Source organism: Paraburkholderia sp. SIMBA_053 (assembly GCF_046534895.1).
In the GTDB taxonomy this organism is placed as follows: domain Bacteria; phylum Pseudomonadota; class Gammaproteobacteria; order Burkholderiales; family Burkholderiaceae; genus Paraburkholderia; species Paraburkholderia caledonica.
This window is the reverse complement of the sequence record NZ_JAWRXU010000002.1, coordinates 712,766-730,559: the sequence shown is the minus strand read 5'-3', so window position 1 is coordinate 730,559 and position 17,794 is coordinate 712,766. Positions and strand designations below refer to the sequence as shown.

Here is a 17,794-nt window from a genome sequence, read left to right as displayed (position 1 = left end):
CCGTCAGCGTTTCGCGCTGATCGCGACAGTCGTGCCGTCGCTGAGCGTCAGCGTCTTCGTGCTGCCGTTCACCGGCATCGTGAAACGGAGCACCTGGCTCATGCTGACATCGTTCGGACACTTGAGCGATTTTCCATTGGCCGTGACGGTCTTCACGCCATCGGGCTTGTGCGCCTGGAAACTCAATTGCACGGTCGCCGTGCCGTCGTCGGCGACGACCGGCGCGAGGCGGATCTGCGTCTGGCGAATCATCGCGCCATTTGAGTCGAGCGGTAGCGACGCGTAGTTTGGACACGCATCCGCCGCAGGAATTGCGCCGCCGGGTGGCACCGTCTTCCACGTGAAGTCGTCCGATTGACCGGAACGAATGGCGCGCGTTTCCTGCGAGTTGCCGAATTGTTTGGAGGTGACGCGCACCGTGTAGCGAATCGGACCGTCGAGGGCGGATTGCGACGTCACCGTAATCGGCGTGGCCGCCCGAGCCGCAGGCGCGAGTACGCCGCAAGAAAGCACGCAAGCGAGAGAAGCGACAACTGGAACGGCGGAGAGTTTGAAGCTGGAGCTCATACTGTCACCTCGTTGTTGTGCCGCTGCATGCCCCCGTCAGTGCGCTGCCCCCGCATGGTCCAGGTAAAGCGCGCGGAAGCCGGCAGCAGACGCGAGACACGCAACCGTTTTAGCATGATGCGTCACCAGTCTACCGCCAAGCGATGCCGCGCGCGCTCCCTGAGCATCGGGTGTTACCCCGCTTGCGTGGACGCGTTTTATCAGAAGCCGGTCAGGACCAGCTTGCCAATCGCGCGCCCTTCTTCGAGCAGAGCATGCGCGCGCCGAAGGTTCGCCGCATTGATCGCGCCGAGGTGTTGCCCGACGGTCGTGCGCAACGTGCCGGCATCGACGAGACGCGCCACTTCGGTCAGCAGCTTGTGCTGTTCGATCATGTCGGGCGTGCCGAACATCGAACGCGTGAACATGAACTCCCAGTGAAACGCGGCGCTCTTCGCCTTCAGCAACTCGACGGGCACCGGCTTGCTATTTTCGACGATCGTGCAGATGCCGCCCTGCGGCTTGATGAGCTCGGCCGCGATCGGAAAGTTCTTGTCCGTGTCGTTGAACATCAGCACGTAGTCGACTTGTTCAATGCCGAGTTTCTTCAATTGAGCGGGCATGTCGCCGAAGTGATCGACCACATGATCCGCGCCCAGCTCGGTCGCCCACTTCGCCGACTCGGGACGCGACGCGGTCGCGATCACTGTCAGCTTTGCAAGCTGTTTGGCCAGCTGGATGCCAATTGAGCCGACGCCGCCCGCGCCGCCGAAAATTAGCACCGTGCGCCCCTCGTGCGCGCCTTGCGGTGAGACGCCGAGGCGATCGAACAGCGCTTCCCATGCGGTGATGGCCGTCAGCGGCAACGCGGCCGCATGCGTGAAATCGAGCGACGCGGGCTTGCGTCCGACGATCCGCTCGTCAACGAGATGAAACTCGCTGTTCGCGCCCGGTCGCGTGATGCTGCCCGCATAGAACACCGGATCGCCGACCTTGAACAGCGTCACGTCCGGCCCCGCTGCGACGACCGTGCCTGCGGCGTCCCAGCCGAGCACGCGCGGCGCCTTTTCGACGGTATCTTTCGGCGCGCGCACCTTGGCGTCGACCGGATTGACCGAGATCGCCTCGACTTTCACGAGCAGATCGCGACCCGTCGCTTCGGGTTTGGGGATATCCACGTCGATCAAGGCTTCGTCCTGGTCGATGGGCAAATAGCGGTAAAGGCCAACGGCTTTCATAAGTGCTCCCGTGTGTGTTCGGATGAGGTTGAAGAACCGGTGAGGTCCGCGCGGGTTTTGATGCTGCCCGCGCCGTTTCACAGAGACCGCCGATCCATGGACATGATCGTAAGCCGCCTCTTACTTCGATAAAAGCGGCATAATCGCTGAAACATCTTTTTGATTTTCCAAATAATGGACGTTCCGGCATCTACTCTTCGCGATTCGCGGCTGGCTGGCAGCGAACGCGATCGGCTGGACTTGCTCGACGTCGCACTATTCGTGCGCGCCGCGCTGCTGGCAAACGTGTCGGCGGCGGGACGCGAGTTCGGCCTGTCTGCGGCGGTGGCAAGCTCGCGGATCGCGCAACTGGAAAAGCTGCTCGGCGCCCGGCTGCTGCATCGAACCACACGCCGCATCAGTCTCACGCAGGACGGCGAAGTCTTCATGGCGCGCGCCGAAGCGCTGCTCGACGCGGCCGCCGCAGCACGCGCTTCGGTGGGCCGAGGGCAAGCGGAACCGCAAGGCCGCCTGCGCGTGTCGATGCCGTCGTCGTTCGGGCGGCAGCACGTGTCGCCCGTTATCACCGAGTTTCTGCGGCGTTATCCGGGCGTGAGCGTCGATTTGCGGCTGACCGATCAGCTTGTCGATCTCGTCGATGCGGGTATCGACGTGGCTATCCGTATCGGCGTGCTCAAAGATTCTTCGCTGGTCGCGCGCCGCCTCGCGGTCAACCGGCGTGTGTTGTGTGCGGCCCCGTCCTACCTGGCGCAGCGCGGCACACCACATCATCCATCGGATCTCGTACAGCACGAGTGCATGATTCTGTCGGATCAACGCGACTGGGCATTCGAAACGCCGGCGGGAACGCTCGACGTGCGCGTGAGCGGGCGCATGGTCACCGATAACGGCGAAGTGATCCGCGACGCGCTCCTCGCGGGTTTCGGCATCGCGCTCAAATCGACATGGGACGTCGCGCCGTTTTTGCGCACCGGCGAACTGGTGAGCGTGCTCGAAAACTACCCGCTCGCCGAGAAGGTGGCGATCTGGGCTGTGTATCCGAGCCGCGCTTTCGTACCGCCGAAGACGCTCGCGTTCATCGACTTTCTTGCCGCGCATTTCGGCGATCCACCTTTCTGGGACGTCGAGCCGGAGTGAGATTGGTGACATGCGGCATCGCCGATCTCGGTGTCATCGCGTACTGTGACAAGGACAGCAGGTTCGCGAGGTCGTCGTGAACCATGCGTCCGTTAGCCTCGGTTCGGCACAACTCACAGATAGAAGATCTGCAGCTAGCGCCAAGCCGACTTCCGTCAGCAGCCGGAAGTCAGCTTGCAATGCCTCACGAGCCAGCCTTGCCGGCTGCGTTACCTGACGATTTCCCATCGGTGTTCACGTCGGCCTGCGCGTCGTTCTGGGTCTTTTCCTGATACTCGCCGCCACCGCGGCGATCCGTGTCCTGCAGCCCACGTTCGACGTCGCTATGCGCCTGCTTGCCGACACGCCGTGGCTCTTCGTCGTGCTGCGAGCCGGCGCTCTGGTCGTTCTCATGCGGCAACGGCGCGGCTGCGTCTTCCAATGACTCCGGATGCTTCTCGGCATGCGGATCGGCCTGCTTGCCGCCGTCCGACGATTGCGGTGTGCTCTTCATAGCCCGCTCCTTATGTGTTCACTATTACAGCCGACGCGAACGCGCCGGCTACGTTCCGTTCAGGCGTTTTCTCATTGCCGCGGTGATGCGCTGGCGAGTCTTCGAGTAGTCGGCCCACGGGTCGCTCTTCAGATTTGCAAGACGCTCATGCAGGTTCCCGATATTCCACTGATCGCCGCCAGTGGTCGACGCGACCTCGTCCCAGGCGAGCGGCACCGAAACGCCTAGCCCCGGCCGCGCCCGCGCGGAAAACGCGGCGACCGTGCTCGAGCCGCGGTTATTGCGCAAATAGTCGACGAAAATTTTCTGCTTGCGATTCTGCGCGCCCATTTTCGCGCTGAAATATTTGGGCAGCGTGCTCGCCATGTGCTGAGCGACCGCCTGCGAAAACTCTTTCACCTCGTCCCAACCCGCGTGTTTCGACAGCGGCACCACGACATGGAAGCCCTTGCCGCCGCTCGTCTTGCAAAAAGACGTGAGGCCGAGTTCGTCCAGTAGCGAGCGCGTCAGTTGAGCCGCCTCGATCATCCGGTCCCATCCCAGCGACGGATCCGGATCCAGGTCGAACACGACGCGGTCCGGCTTTTCAATGTTCGATGCCACGCCATTCCACGTGTGAAATTCGATGGTGCCCATTTGCGCGGCGCCGACTAGCGCCTTCACACTCTCCACGGTGATGAGCGGAGGATGACCGGGGTCGAGCCCGGGGTGCTGCGTGATGTTCGGGATCGACAGCTTCTGGCTGTGCTTCTGGAAAAACAGTTCACCGCCAATGTCTTCGGGTGCGCGCACGAGCGACACGGGCCGGTCCGCCAGATGCGGCAACATCCATCGCGCGACCGATTCGTAGTACTGCACGAGGTCGATCTTGCGCGCGCCGGTGCTCTTGTCGATCACGCGGTCCGGGTGCGATACGCGAACGCCGGCGACTTCGGCGGGTGACGCGGATTTTTTGGATCGCGATGCGGCGGGTTTAGTGTCCGCGGCTTCGTCTTTCATTGTGGCGGTTTTGGCAGCTGCTTTGCTCGCTGTCTTTGCGGCCGGCGTGATTGTCGTTGCTTCGCCAGCAGTTTTAGCGGTCATTTTAGTGGTCGTTTTAGCCGACGCCTTCGCGGTGGCTTTTACGCCCTCTTCCGTGTCGTTGTCCGTTGCTTCTCCCGCCGCCGCTTTGCCGGCAGAGCGCTTTTTATTCGCGCCTGAAGTCGGCACGTCGTCATCCGCTTCAGCCGCCGCGCGCCGTCCTGAACGTTTCTTTGGCATCGTGTCGGATTGGGCCTCGATATCCGTTTGTTGTTGCACGTCGTCCCCCTTGCGTGGTGCTTCCTTGACGATCTGGCGCGCCGGCTTGTCGCTGCGCAAACTGACGAACGACGCCTGGCGCACGATACCGTCGCTCGTCCATTCGGCGAAATTGCATTCGGCGACGAGCACGGGCTCGACCCAATGCACCGGCGTGCGACTGCGCTCGCGCGGCGGACTCGCGAACGGCATGCGTTTCGTCTCGTGTGCGTCGAGTTCTTTCTTCACCGAGCGCAGCAACGCGGCGTCGAAACCGGTGCCGACGCGCCCCGCATATTGCAACTTGCCCTTGCTGTCGTACACGCCGAGAAGCAGTGCGCCGAACGCCGCGCGGCTGCCCGACGGTTCCGAATAGCCGCCGATCACGAACTCCTGGCGTCGGCGGCACTTGAGCTTGATCCAGTTGGCCGAGCGGCCAGAGCTATAGCCGCTGTCGCGCCGCTTACCGATGATCCCTTCGAGCGCCATATCGCACGCGCTTTTCAGCAGATCGTCGGCGCTAAACTCGAAGTCGTTTGAAAAGCGCAGCACGCTGTCGTCGACCGTTTCGAGCAGCGCGCGCAGAATCGCGCGTCTTTGCTGCAGCGGCACGCCGCGCAAGTCGTAGCCGTTCAGAAACGGCACGTCGAACAGATAGACGACGATGTCTTGCGGCCGGTTCGAATCGAACGCGTTTTGCAACGCCTGAAAGTTGGGCACGCCGTTCTCGTCGAGCACCACGGCTTCACCGTCGAGCCACGCGCTTTCCACCCCGAGTCGTTCGAACGCCTTCACCTGCTTGCCGAACTTGGCGGTCCAGTCGTTGCCCGCGCGTGTGAACACCTGCACGTCGCGGCCCTTCCCGCTCGCGTCGATGCGAGCGAGCACGCGATACCCGTCGAACTTGATTTCGTACGACCAGTCGTCCCCGGGCGGCGTAGCGTCGACGAGCGTCGCCAACTGTGGCTTGAGCGTCGCGGGCAGTTTCGCTGCCACCGCACCTTCTATTGCCGGCGCAGCAGCGAGTTCGCGCAGCGACTCGCTGCTGCGCGTCGCCACGATGTCCGGACGCTTCGGATCGCCGCGGACGGGGGCCGCTGCCGTTCGCTTCGCAGCAACCTGCTTGTCTTTTGGCTTGCTCGTCTGCTTGCCGCCTTTGCCATTGGAGGCCGGCGCGGCGCCAAGCACACTGCCCGGCTGTTCTGCGAGAACATCGTATTCGCTCTCGGGACGCGCCTCGTCGTCGCGTTCCTTGATGAGCAGCCATTGCTCCTTGTCGGCGTTGCCGCGCATGTGGCTGCGCACGAGCGTCCAGCCGCCGTGCAGCTTTTCGCCGTGCAGATGGAACTTGAGCTTGCCGGCCCGATAAGCACGCGCCGCCTCGGCCGCGCCGCCGACCGGCTCCCACGTGCCGCGATCCCAGACGATCACCGTGCCTGCGCCGTAATTGCCCTGCGGAATTTCGCCTTCGAACGAACCGTACTCGACCGGATGATCTTCGACATGAACGGCGAGACGCTTGACCGACGGATCCAGACTCGGCCCTTTCGGCACCGCCCACGAAAGCAGTGCGCCGTTCAATTCGAGACGGAAGTCGTAATGCAGGCGCCGCGCGTGGTGCTCCTGAATCACGTACGACAGGCCTTCGTCCGGTCCTGGCCGCGCCGCATTGCGCCCGACGCGCTTTTTGATCGCCTTGTCGCCGGCGGGCTCGGGCGTTTCGTCGAAACGGCGCTTGCGGTTGTAGAGGTCGAGTCGGTCGTTCATCGCGCGAACTCCATCGGGGTCGAGGTGGCGATGGCGTGCGGCGCCTGAACCGAGTCAACGCAGCCAACCGAGCGAACCGAGCCGTCGGATCGGCGCGCGAGCGGGTTCATGCCGCGGTTCGCACCGCTATCTCTGCCCTGTTGCGCCCGCCGCTCCATCATGCCGCCGCGCGGCGCTTGCGCGCGGTCGTAGTCGACTTGGCTGTGGCCCGGCCGCCTCCACTGCCGCTGCTAGTGCCGCTTCCACCCGATCGAGGCGCGCGCGTGGAGCGCGTCGTGCGTGGCTTTTTGCGCGATGCCGTCGAGCCGCTGTCCTCTTGCGAATCGCTGTCTTCGTCGGCAGTCTCGTCGGCGGCAGCGCGCTTGCGCGTGCCCGAAGCAGGCTTGCTCTTACCGCGCCCGAGGCTGCGCTTGAGCAGGTCGGACAAGTCCAGAATGTCGGCCGATTGACGCGACTCGCGCGGCGCTTCGATATCGGTGATTTCCTCGGTCTTGCCCTCGCGGACCTTCCGGTCGACGAGCGCCATGATGTCGTCGCGGAACGTGTCGTGGTACTTCGACGGGTCCCAGGTATCGCTCATGTCGTCGATCAGCTTCTGCGCCATGTCGAGTTCGCGCGCGCTGACGCCTGCCGCCTTGGTGCCTTCGGCCGGCAGTTTGAATTCGTCGAAGTCGCGGACTTCCTCTGCCCAGCGCAGCGTGTTCAGGGCGAGCACCGGGCCGACCGGAATCAGTGCGGCAAGATGCTGCTTGTTATGCAAGACGACACTTGCCACGCCGACCTTGCCCGACGATTTCATCGCCTCGCGTAACAACGCATAGACCTTTTCGCCTTTGCGGTCGGGCGTCAGAAAGTACGGTGTGTCGAGGTAGAGAAACGAGATGTCGGGTGCGTCGACGAAAGCGAGGATATCCACCGTCTGTGTGGATTCGGGATTCGCGGCGCGAATCTCGTCATCCGTCAGCACCACGTACTTGTCCTTCTCGTATTCGAAGCCGCGCACGATGTTATCGCGCGTCACGTCCTTGCCGGTGCGCTTGTTGATCTGCTTATAGCCGACCGGATCGATCGTGCGCTTGTCGAGCAGGTTGAAGCCGACCTTCTCCGACTTCGTAGCCGGATACAACTGCACCGGTACGTGGACAAGGCCGAAGCTGATCGCGCCTTTCCAGATCATATGTGCCATCGTGCGCTCCCCTGGGCCTAAGACCCATGGAGAAGCACCAAGCGTGCCACGGTTTTTTAACGACGCGCGGCGCAAGGCCGTTGGCCTGCGCACACACTGCGCTGTAAGTCTTGCATGTTGGCGGCAAAAACTACGGAGTCCCGTGCATTGCCGCCCTCACCTCTCTATCGGCAAAGCAGCGGTACCGAAGCGAAACCGCGAAACCGCACGCGCCCGCCGCGCGTCGGCTCGCCGTCCAGTCGATAAGCAGGAAACCGCTGGACGAAACGACCAATGGCAATGCGCGCCTCGAGCCGCGCGAGCGACAGACCCGCGCACTGATGGATGCCGAAGCCGAATGCGAGGTGGCGGTTGGGCGCGCGGCGGATATCGAAGCGGTCGGGCTCCGCAAACTGCTCCGGATCGCGATTGGCGGCGCCGATGCACAGCGTGATCGGCGTGCCGCGAGCTACCGGCAGGCCGCCGATCTCCGTGTCGCTGGTCGCCATGCGGTTGCCGAGCTGGTTGGAGCTCTCGAAGCGCAAACATTCTTCGACGGCCGATTCGATCAACGACGGATCTTCCAGCAGCGCGGCACGCTGATGGGGCCATTCAGTCAGCGTGACAAGCCCGTTGCCGATCAGGTTCGTGGTCGTTTCATGGCCGGCGTTCAGAATGAAGATGCAGTTCTGCAGCAACTCTTCTTCCGACAATTGTTCGCCGTCGCCGCTTTCGCCGCGCTCGCCTTGAATGAGGCGCGTGAGGACATCGTGTTGAGGATCGCCCGGTTCGCGCCGGCGCCGCGCGACCAGATCGCGCAGGTAGTCGACGAACTCGGTCACCGCGCGATTGCCCCGCTCGAACTGCTCGTTGGTGAGCGAAGGTTCGAGCGCGCCGAGAATAGCGAGCGACCAGTCGCGCAACGGCTCGCGTTCCGCATGCGGCACGTCGAGCAGGTTGCCGATGATCTCCACCGGAATCGCCGAAGCGAATTCGCCGATCAGATCGATGCGCCCGCGTTCAGCCGCGGCATCGAGCAGCCCGTCGACGAGACGCACCAGACCGGGTTCCATTGCCGCTATCGCGCGCGCGGTCAGCGCGCCGGCGATCAGCTTGCGCACGCGCGTATGGCGCGGCGGATCGTTGAACACGAGGCTCGTGGTGTGATGCGTGTAGAGCGGCGAGTCGCCGTACTTGGGCTTGAATTCGACGGTCTTGTCCGAACTGAAGGTCTTCGGGTCGCGATATACGGCCTGCACGTCGCGAAAGCGCGTCAGGAAAAGCGAGCCATCCGGCATGCGCTTCACTGGCTCATGCGTGCGTAATGCGCTGTAGGCCGGATATGGATTCGCGTAGAACTCGGGGCTCAGATGGCGCAAGTCGAAGTCGCGCGCGAGGATGGCTGTGTCGCCGGCGGTCGCCGTGGGCATGCGTTGTCTCCGTATAGTGTGCGTTGTTGCTCCTGCATTGCAATGACCGTGCTCCGCGCTTTTAATGTGTTCTGGCGGTGCCTTGCGAGCGAGCGGTCCTCAAAGCCTTTCTCGTTGAAGGCGCTCTCGCGTCGACTCGAAGGCGTGGATGCAGTGAGCGTGGCGCATCGTTTGACTCGTCAGTATGAACGAGGCGCGCGGCGATTGCATTGCCGCTAACCCGCGTTTTGGCATCCACGACGGCGCATTCCGTCGAGCCGTTACAATAAGCGGATTTCCTGCGAGCCCCGCGCTCGCCTTTTTCTCGTCAATGCGTCGTTCATGAACCTCGTCATTCAAAGCCCCGCGCCGATTTCCACCGATCATCACAAAACGCTCGTTGCGCTCTCGCGCGGCTCGCACGCCACCGTCGTCGACGCAAACGCTATCCGCATCTCCGACGCCGATATTGCGCAGCGTCCGGACCTGGACGTGTATTGCGGCACGCATCGGCTAGATTACGCGTTTGTCGAAGCGGGCCGTCAGTTGCGCGACTTCGGCCTCGTCGCGATGGACATGGATTCGACGCTGATCACGATCGAATGTATCGACGAAATCGCGGACTTCTGCGGTCTGAAAGCGGAAGTCGCCGCGATCACCGAGGCCTCGATGCGCGGCGAGATCAAAGACTTCAACGAAAGCCTGACGCGCCGCGTCGCGCTTCTCAAGGGACTCGACGCAAGCGCGCTCGAACGCGTTTATGAAGAACGCCTGCAGCTTTCGCCCGGCGCCGAGCAGATGCTGGCAGGCGCAAAAGAAGCCGGACTGAAAACGCTCCTCGTTTCCGGCGGATTCAATTTCTTCACCGAGAAGCTGAAGGCACGGCTCGGCCTCGACTTCACGCGCGCCAATACGCTCGACATCGTGGACGGCAAGCTGACGGGCAAAGTGATCGGCGAGATCGTCAATGCCGATGTGAAGGCGCGCACGCTGCGCGAGACGTGCGCGCAGCTCGGCATCGAGCCGTCGCGCGCAATCGCAATGGGCGATGGCTCCAACGATCTCAAGATGATGGCCGAAGCGGGACTTTCTGTTGCGTTCCGCGCGAAGCCGGTCGTACGTGAAGCCGCCAGCGTGGCGTTCAACTATGTAGGACTGGACGGGTTGTTGCGGTTGTTTTGAAGTCTGCTGCGACGCGGGCGTGGTTGCGCCTTCGTTGCGTCTTCGTTGCCTCTTCGTTGTGCCCGATGGCTGCGACTCGCTGAGCGCAGCACAATAAAAAAACCCACCGCGAATGCGTCGCGATGGGCTCATCTCACTGCGCCGACGCAGCGTCAGTTCACGCGAGTGCCGCGAGACACTGCTCGATATCCGCGCGCAAATCGGCTTCTTCCTCGAGGCCGATGTAGAACCGCACCAGCGTGCCGCGATGCGGCCACTCGCCTTCGGTGCGCATCGACGCAATGTCGTACGGCATCACGAGGCTATGCGCGCCGCCCCAACTCCAGCCGATGGCAAACAGCTCCAGCGACTCGCAGAAAGTGTCGATCTGCGCGGCGCTATACCGCCCGTCGAACACGACGGAAAATAGTCCGCCAGCTCCCGTGAAGTCGCGCTTGAAGAACTCGTGCCCCGGACAGTCTTCAATCGCCGGATGCAACACCGCGGCGATCTCCGGCCGCGTCTTCAGCCACTGTGCGAGCGCGAGCGCCGAGCGGTCGTGCTGCTGGAAACGCACCTGCATCGTCGGCAAGCTGCGCAGGATCAACGAGCAGTCATCCGACGACACGCCGATGCCCATGCGCATGCGCGCCGCCTTGAGCTTCAGATGCAGTTCGCGATCGACGGTAATGGTGGCGCCCATCAGCACGTCGCCGCCACCCGACTGATACTTCGTGAGCGCCTGCACCGAGATGTCGACGCCGTGATCGAACGGACGGAAACCGAGCCCGGCGGACCAGGTGTTGTCGATTGCCGTCACCACGTTGCGGGCGCGGGCGGCCGCGGTGATGGCAGGCACGTCGGCCACTTCCATCGTCACGGAACCGGGTGCTTCCAGCCAGATGAGGCGCGTGTTCGGCTGGATCAGCTCGGCAATGCCCGCACCGATCATCGGATCGTAATAACGAACGGTCACGCCGAAGTCGCGTGCGAGCCAGTCGCCGTGATCGCGGTTCGGCGAGTAGACGTTGTCGGGAATCAGCACGTCGTCACCCGCTTTGACGAGCCCGAAGTACACGTTCGAAATAGACGACAGTCCCGAAGGCTGCAACAGCGCGTGATTGCCGCCCTCGATCGTGGCAAGGCGCTGTGCCAGAGCGAGCGACGTGGGCGTTGCGTGCAGGCCATAGCGCCATTGGGCGTCGTTTTTCCAGTCGAGCGCGCGCATGGTCGCGAGGTCCGGGAAAACGACGGTCGACGCGCGCGTGACCGGCATGGAGAAAGACTCGAAGCCCGGCGTGAGCTTGTCCTCTGCATGCACGATGCGAGTCTGCAAAGACCGTTTGAGTTTGGATTGGGTCATGGTGAGTTCAATGAAGAAAGACGATGCGAAAAGCGGCGAACGCCGCGCCGCTCACGCAAGAGTAGACGAGTCGGCGGAATTTCGCCGCGCCGGGCGTGGGTGCCGCGAACCCGCGAAGAGCGCCGGGCGCAGAATCACTCGCCGGTTTGCAGGTTGCTGACGCCGCCTACCGGCCGGCCCGCACCCGTTGGCGCTGCCGGCGGAGCCGCGGCTGCGGGCGCCGCCGCATCGGAGCGAGTCGCGGAAGCCGCGCCGCCCGCAGCGGTTTTGCCGTCTTTCGGAGCAGCGGCCGCTGCCGGCACCGCTTGCCCGGCTGCCAGCGGCTTGAGATCGAACGGCTGGGGGTTCGAATCGTCCACGTTCATCCGGTCGCCCGCCACGGAACCGTCCGCCGCGAACTTGCCGACCCAGTTGCCGGTAATGTGCGTGCCGTCGTTCGATTCCTCGACTTCGAGCGTGTCGCCATCGCGGTCGCCGGCGATCAGAATCACTTCACCGGTGTCCGTGAACTGATACTCGCCATGAACGCCGGACGGATCGTCCGTCTTCGGACCAAGGCGCAGCACGATCTGGCGGGAGCCGAGCATGCCGCTATAGCGCGGAAATCTGGCGAACTCAGGGCTCGGCTTGAGCGGCAACTGGATCGGCGGGGGCGCGGCGAGTTCCTTTACCGCATCGCTTTGCGCTCGCGCCGTTTCCGGTGACAACACCACCACGCTCACGGACAGCAATGTGGCAACGCTCATAGCGGTCCAGCCGCGCCGACGCATCGCGCCTTTAACCGGTTTCGATTCCTGCATCCGTTCTTTCCTCAATTACCTTGGCTACTGCCTGCTGCGCTTCAGGCGACTCAGATCCGTTCGAAGATCGCGGCGATGCCCTGCCCGCCGCCGATGCACATCGTGACGAGCGCGTAGCGGCCGCCAACGCGTTGCAGTTCGTACAACGCCTTCACGGTGATCAACGCGCCGGTGGCGCCAATCGGATGACCGAGCGAAATACCCGAACCATTCGGGTTGACCTTGGTCGGATCGAAGCCCAGTTCCTTGCTGACCGCGCAGGCTTGCGCGGCGAACGCTTCATTGGCCTCGATCACGTCGAGGTCCGCAACCGTCAGCCCGGCACGCTCGAGCGCCTTGCGGCTCGCGGGCACGGGACCGATGCCCATATAGGCGGGATCGACGCCCGCATGCGCGTACGAAACGAGCCGCGCCAACGGCTTGATGCCGCGCTGCTCGGCAACGCTGCGCTCCATCAGAACGACCGCAGCGGCCGCGTCGTTGATGCCCGAAGCGTTGCCCGCCGTGACCGTGCCGTTTTCTTTCGCAAACACGGGCTTGAGCTTGGAAAAATCTTCCGCCGATGCGTTCATGCGCGCGTGTTCGTCGGTATCGAACACAGTGTCGCCTTTCTTCGACGGAATCGTGATCGGCAGGATCTGTTCCTTGAAGTAACCGCTCGTGATCGCGTTGGCTGCGCGGCGATGCGATTCGAGCGCGAGCGCGTCCTGCGCTTCGCGCGAAATGTCGTATTTGCGAGCAACGTTCTCGGCGGTCACGCCCATGTGAATGGACTGGAACGGATCGTTCAGGGCGCCGACCATCATGTCGACGAGGCGGGCGTCACCCATGCGTTGACCGAAGCGCGCAGCGGGCATCGAGTAAGGTGCGCGGCTCATGTTCTCCGCGCCGCCGCCGATCGCGATGTCCGCGTCGCCGAGCAGCACGCTTTGCGCGGCCGACACGATCGCCTGCAAGCCCGAGCCGCACAGACGGTTCACGGTCAGCGCGGGCGTGTGCTGCGCGACGCCACCGTTGATGGCGGCCACGCGGGCCAGATACATGTCTTTCGGTTCCGTATGCACGACGTTGCCGAATACCACGTGGCCGACTTCGTCGCCGGACACGTTTGCGCGCGCGAGGGCTTCGCGCACGACGCGCGCGCCGAGGTCGGTGGGCGGGAAGTCTTTCAGACTGCCGCCGAAACCGCCGATTGCCGTACGCACACCGCTCACCACCACTACGTCCCGTTGCATTGCTCGCTCCTCGTTTAGTCTCTCAAGATGGTTCGCTTTGGCTCGTCCCGTATTGCGGCGCATATTGCGACGCTTGATGCGGCTCGTAATGTGACGCGTAGTTTGGCGCGTAATGTGACACGTAACGCGCGACGCTCAGCCCGCGAGAATCCGTTCGACCGCCGCCCGCGAAGGAATCGGCGCGACAGCGCCGTAGCCTTGCGTGGATAGCGCCGCGGCGACGTTCGCATAACGCGCCGCTTCAAACGGATCGTCGCCTTCTACCAGCCGTGCGATGAACGCGCCGCCGAAGCAGTCGCCCGCGCCGGTTGCATCGACCGCATTGACAACGTGACCCGGCACGACGCGCCGCTCGTCGGGCGTCGCGATGTATGAACCTTCCTTGCCCAGCTTCAGCGCAACCACGCGCGGGCCGTGCGACAGAAGGAAATCGACGATCTCGTCGCGACCGGTCAAACCGGTGAGTTCGGTGACATCGTCCCAGCTTGGCAGGCAGATGTCGGTCTGGCGAATGGCTTCGAGCATCACCGCCCGGGCCCGGTTCAACGGCCACAGCTTCAGGCGCAAATTCGTGTCGAAACTTACCTGCACGCCATTGGCGCGCGCATGCGTAATGGCTTCGAGCGCCGCGTCGCACGCGCTCAGGCTGATCGCGAGACTGATACCCGACAGGTGAATGACTTTGGCAGCGGCGATTGCGTCGAGCGGCAGGTCGCGCGGCGCATAACGGCTCGCAGCGGAACCTGCGCGCAGATAGTCGAACGCGTGGCCGTCCGGGCCGTGCGAGACGAAATAAACGCCAGTGGACGCATTCGGGTCGACGCGTACGAGCGCGGTATCCACTTGCTCGCGCTCCCACAGATCGATCAGCAGGCGTCCGAAATGATCGGCGCCGACCGCGGACACGAAGCCGGTACGCGCGCCTTGCCGCGCCGCCGCGACGCAGAAGTTCGACGTGTCGCCGCCGAAGCCCTGCAGATAGTTCGGCTCGTCTTTCGCCGACTGGTTGAACTCGATCATCGCCTCGCCGAGCGCGAGGATTTCCGGTTTAGCCGACGTGTTCACCGACATCGTTCAGACCTCGCCCCACAGGTCGTGGCCGTCCGCGCCAGTGATTTTCACCGACACGAAATCGCCGACCTTGTAACGCTTCGACGCCTTCACGGCAGGCGCGATATAGACCACGCCGTCGATCTCCGGCGCATCTGCCGCGGTGCGGCCAATACCGCCGTCGGCATTGATCTCGTCGACCAGCACTTTCAGCGTCTTGCCGACCTTCCTGGCGATGCGTTTCGCTGACACCTCTTCGGCCACTTCCATGAAACGCGCACGGCGCTCCTCGCGCACTTCATCGGGCAACGCGCCGTCGAGCTCGTTCGCCGTAGCGCCTTCAACCGGCGAGTAGGCGAAGCAGCCGACACGATCCAGTTCGGCCTCGCGGATGAAGTCGAGCAGCGTCTGAAACTGTTCTTCGGTCTCGCCCGGAAAGCCGGCGATAAACGTGCTGCGGATCGTCAGATCCGGGCACATTTCGCGCCACGCCTTCACGCGCTCCATTACTTTCTCGGCGTTGGCCGGGCGCTTCATGCGCTTCAACACTTCAGGATGCGCGTGCTGGAACGGCACGTCGAGATACGGCAAAACGTGACCCTTGTACGGACCTGCCGCCATCATCGGGATGACCTCGTCCACGCTCGGGTACGGATACACGTAGTGCAGGCGCACCCACGCACCGTATTGGGCGGCCAGTTCGCCGAGCGCGCCGACCAGGTCGGTCATGCGCGTCTTGATCGGCTTGCCGTTCCAGAAGCCCGTGCGATATTTGACGTCGACGCCGTAAGCGCTCGTGTCCTGCGAAATAACGAGCAGTTCCTTCACGCCGGACTTGAACAGATTTTCCGCTTCGAGCATGACGTCCGCGACCGGGCGCGATACGAGATCGCCGCGCATGGAAGGGATGATGCAGAACGTGCAGCGGTGATTGCAGCCTTCGGAAATTTTCAGATACGCGTAGTGACGCGGCGTGAGCTTCACGCCAGCGGCCGGCACGAGATCGACGAACGGATCGTGCGGCTTCGGCAGATGCGTGTGCACATGCTGCATCACTTCGCCCAACGCGTGCGGACCGGTGACGGCCAGCACCTTCGGATGCACTTCTTCGATGAGCCCCGAGCCGCTCGCGCTCTTCTTCGCGCCAAGGCAGCCGGTGACGATCACCTTGCCGTTTTCATTGAGTGCTTCGCCGATCGCGTCGAGGCTTTCCTGCACCGCTTCGTCGATGAAGCCGCAGGTATTGACGACCACGAGGTCCGCACCGTCATACGTGCCCGAAATCTCATAGCCTTCGGCGCGCAGCTGCGTGATGATCTGCTCGGAGTCGACGAGAGCTTTCGGGCAGCCGAGGCTGACGAAGCCGACCTTCGGACTGGAAGGCGTCGGCGAGGTGGAGGAAATGGTCTGCGGCATAGGTGAATCCGGCGTATAGCGGTGACGTGGCGACAATGGGGACGATCGGGACAGCGCGGCGAGGACGGGAGAACGGGTCGTTCACAACGCCCAGATCCTGAGAACGAGCGTCCCGCGCACGCAACCCGCTATTGTACCGCGCTCGCGTCGCTCAGCCTGCCGCGCGCCGCACCAGCCATGCCGCAAGTCCGCGCCGCTACGCGCTGCACGGCTAGACGCCGCGCCTGGCGGGCTCGGACGGCTACTTCTTTTCCGGTTCGGGATTGGCCTGCGGGCTAGCGGGCGCCGCGGTATTGGCGCCGCCCGGCACGTTGACCGCGCCGCCCGGCGTGAACGGGAATGTGGCGAACATGGACTTCGCCTGGTTCTGCATCTGCTCCTGCATCTGCACGAACATGTTCTTCGACTGCTCGATGTAGCTCGTCATCATGCCTTGCATCATCGGCGCCTGCATGTTCATGAACTGCGACCACACCTCGGGGTTCATCGCCTTGCCTTCATACAGGTTCTTCGACTGGTCGGCGAGCTTTGCCTGAATGTCGATGAAAGCCTGGATGTTCTTTTCCAGATAAGTGCCCATCATGCCCTGCATCGCGTGGCCGTAGAAACGGATGATCTGCGACAGCATCGACGACGAGAACATCGGCAAGCCGCCGCTCTCCTCCTCGAGGATGATCTGCAGCAGGATCGCACGCGTCAGGTCTTCGTTGCTCTTGGCATCGATGACCTTGAAATCCTCCTGGTCCAGCACGAGTTGCTTGACGTCCGTCAGCGTGATGTACGTGCTTGTCTCGGTATCGTACAGCCGACGATTCGGATATTTCTTGATCAGTCGTTCGGCTGCTTTCTTTGTAGTAGTAGTCATGTAACGCCTTTGAGCGCAAGTAGAGCGCGGACGGCGTGCCGGCTGCGCAATCGGGCATTTGCGCAACCGGGACGCCGCCGGAACCATCCGAGCCAGAGCGCGCTGCCTTGTGAGCGGCGCGCCTGTAACTCAGCCCATATGCAAACCGCCGTTCAGCGAAAAATCCGCGCCCGTCGAAAAACCCGATTCTTCCGACGCGAGCCACGCCACGATCGAGCCGATTTCGTCCGGCTGTCCGAGGCGGCGCACCGGAATCGTCGCAACGATCTTTTCCAGCACGTCGGGGCGGATCGACTTGACCATGTCCGTGCCGATGTAGCCCGGCGACACGGTGTTGACCGTCACGCCCTTGGTGGCCACTTCCTGCGCGAGCGACATCGTGAAGCCGTGAATGCCGGCCTTCGCGGTCGAGTAGTTGGTCTGGCCGAACTGCCCCTTCTGCCCATTCACCGACGAAATGTTGATGATGCGGCCCCAGCCGCGCTCCACCATACCGTCGATTACCTGCTTGGTGACATTGAAGAGACTCGTCAGGTTGGTATCGATCACCGCGGTCCAGTCTTCGTGGGTCATCTTGCGAAACACCACGTCGCGGGTGATGCCCGCATTGTTCACCAGCACGTCGATCTCGCCGACTTCGGCCTTGACCTTGTCGAACGCGGCTTTGGTCGACTCCCAATCGCCGACGTTCCCTTCGGACGCGACGAAATCGAAGCCCAGCGCCTTCTGCTCTTCGAGCCACTTCACGCGGCGCGGCGAATTCGGACCGCAGCCCGCGATGACCTTGTAGCCTTCCTTGTGCAGCCGCTGGCAGATGCTCGTGCCGATGCCGCCCATGCCGCCCGTTACATACGCAATTCGCTGTGTCATG

The 17,794-nt window shown here is 63.2% G+C and carries 15 protein-coding genes; 2 read left to right on the top strand and 13 right to left on the bottom strand.

The features are described 5' to 3' along the window. Nucleotides 1-3: 3 nt before the first annotated feature. Nucleotides 4-567, bottom strand: coding sequence for a DUF6013 family protein (locus tag SB753_RS09820; protein WP_410800068.1), 564 nt, complete (start codon nt 565-567; stop codon nt 4-6). Between the two features lie 200 nt (nt 568-767). After that, nucleotides 768-1,784 carry a zinc-binding alcohol dehydrogenase family protein gene (locus tag SB753_RS09815; RefSeq protein ID WP_410800067.1) on the bottom strand — a complete coding sequence of 339 codons (1,017 nt, stop codon included), beginning with the start codon at nt 1,782-1,784 and terminating at the stop codon, nt 768-770. A 174-nt stretch (nt 1,785-1,958) separates the two neighbouring features. Between SB753_RS09815 and SB753_RS09810 the strand changes: the two genes are divergently transcribed. Further along, entirely contained in the window at nt 1,959-2,921 is a 963-nt protein-coding gene (locus SB753_RS09810) for a LysR family transcriptional regulator (protein WP_410800066.1), read from the top strand. A gap of 184 nt (nt 2,922-3,105) precedes the next feature. Here SB753_RS09810 and SB753_RS09805 read toward each other — a convergent pair whose 3' ends face one another. The 4 genes from SB753_RS09805 to SB753_RS09790 form a co-directional block, all read right to left on the bottom strand. Then, nucleotides 3,106-3,414, bottom strand: a complete 309-nt coding sequence (locus tag SB753_RS09805; protein WP_020065876.1) for a hypothetical protein — start codon at nt 3,412-3,414, stop codon at nt 3,106-3,108. A 48-nt stretch (nt 3,415-3,462) separates the two neighbouring features. Continuing rightward, nucleotides 3,463-6,459, bottom strand: coding sequence for a DNA ligase D (gene ligD, locus SB753_RS09800; RefSeq protein WP_410800065.1), 2,997 nt, complete (start codon nt 6,457-6,459; stop codon nt 3,463-3,465). A 157-nt stretch (nt 6,460-6,616) separates the two neighbouring features. Further along, the gene (locus SB753_RS09795; RefSeq protein ID WP_410800064.1) at nt 6,617-7,645 is read right to left on the bottom strand and encodes a Ku protein; all 1,029 of its coding nucleotides are present in this window, start codon (nt 7,643-7,645) and stop codon (nt 6,617-6,619) included. A gap of 164 nt (nt 7,646-7,809) precedes the next feature. After that, nucleotides 7,810-9,054, bottom strand: a complete 1,245-nt coding sequence (locus SB753_RS09790; RefSeq protein ID WP_410800063.1) for a cytochrome P450 — start codon at nt 9,052-9,054, stop codon at nt 7,810-7,812. A gap of 321 nt (nt 9,055-9,375) precedes the next feature. On the opposite strand from SB753_RS09790, the gene serB reads away from it, so the two are divergent. Then, on the top strand, nt 9,376-10,215 hold the full coding sequence (gene serB / locus SB753_RS09785) for a phosphoserine phosphatase SerB (RefSeq protein ID WP_020065872.1): 840 nt from the start codon (nt 9,376-9,378) through the stop codon (nt 10,213-10,215). Between the two features lie 157 nt (nt 10,216-10,372). Here the strand turns inward: serB and SB753_RS09780 are convergent, their stop codons facing one another. The 7 genes from SB753_RS09780 to SB753_RS09750 all read right to left on the bottom strand — a co-directional run bounded on the left by SB753_RS09780 (nt 10,373) and on the right by SB753_RS09750 (nt 17,793). Beyond that, the gene (locus SB753_RS09780) at nt 10,373-11,557 is read right to left on the bottom strand and encodes a cystathionine beta-lyase (protein WP_020065871.1); all 1,185 of its coding nucleotides are present in this window, start codon (nt 11,555-11,557) and stop codon (nt 10,373-10,375) included. A 134-nt stretch (nt 11,558-11,691) separates the two neighbouring features. Next, nucleotides 11,692-12,357: a hypothetical protein gene (locus tag SB753_RS09775; protein WP_410800062.1), complete on the bottom strand. Its 666-nt coding sequence runs from the start codon at nt 12,355-12,357 to the stop codon at nt 11,692-11,694. A 50-nt stretch (nt 12,358-12,407) separates the two neighbouring features. After that, on the bottom strand, nt 12,408-13,592 hold the full coding sequence (bktB, locus tag SB753_RS09770; protein WP_410800061.1) for a beta-ketothiolase BktB: 1,185 nt from the start codon (nt 13,590-13,592) through the stop codon (nt 12,408-12,410). Nucleotides 13,593-13,727: 135 nt separating this feature from the next. Next, nucleotides 13,728-14,663, bottom strand: a complete 936-nt coding sequence (locus tag SB753_RS09765) for a sugar kinase (protein WP_131321198.1) — start codon at nt 14,661-14,663, stop codon at nt 13,728-13,730. A 3-nt stretch (nt 14,664-14,666) separates the two neighbouring features. Further along, nucleotides 14,667-16,058, bottom strand: coding sequence for a 30S ribosomal protein S12 methylthiotransferase RimO (gene rimO, locus SB753_RS09760; RefSeq protein WP_020065867.1), 1,392 nt, complete (start codon nt 16,056-16,058; stop codon nt 14,667-14,669). A 241-nt stretch (nt 16,059-16,299) separates the two neighbouring features. After that, the gene (gene phaR, locus SB753_RS09755; RefSeq protein ID WP_020065866.1) at nt 16,300-16,923 is read right to left on the bottom strand and encodes a polyhydroxyalkanoate synthesis repressor PhaR; all 624 of its coding nucleotides are present in this window, start codon (nt 16,921-16,923) and stop codon (nt 16,300-16,302) included. Nucleotides 16,924-17,052: 129 nt separating this feature from the next. After that, complete coding sequence (locus SB753_RS09750; RefSeq protein WP_020065865.1) at nt 17,053-17,793, bottom strand: 3-ketoacyl-ACP reductase; 741 nt, start codon at nt 17,791-17,793, stop codon at nt 17,053-17,055. Nucleotide 17,794: the final 1 nt, after the last annotated feature.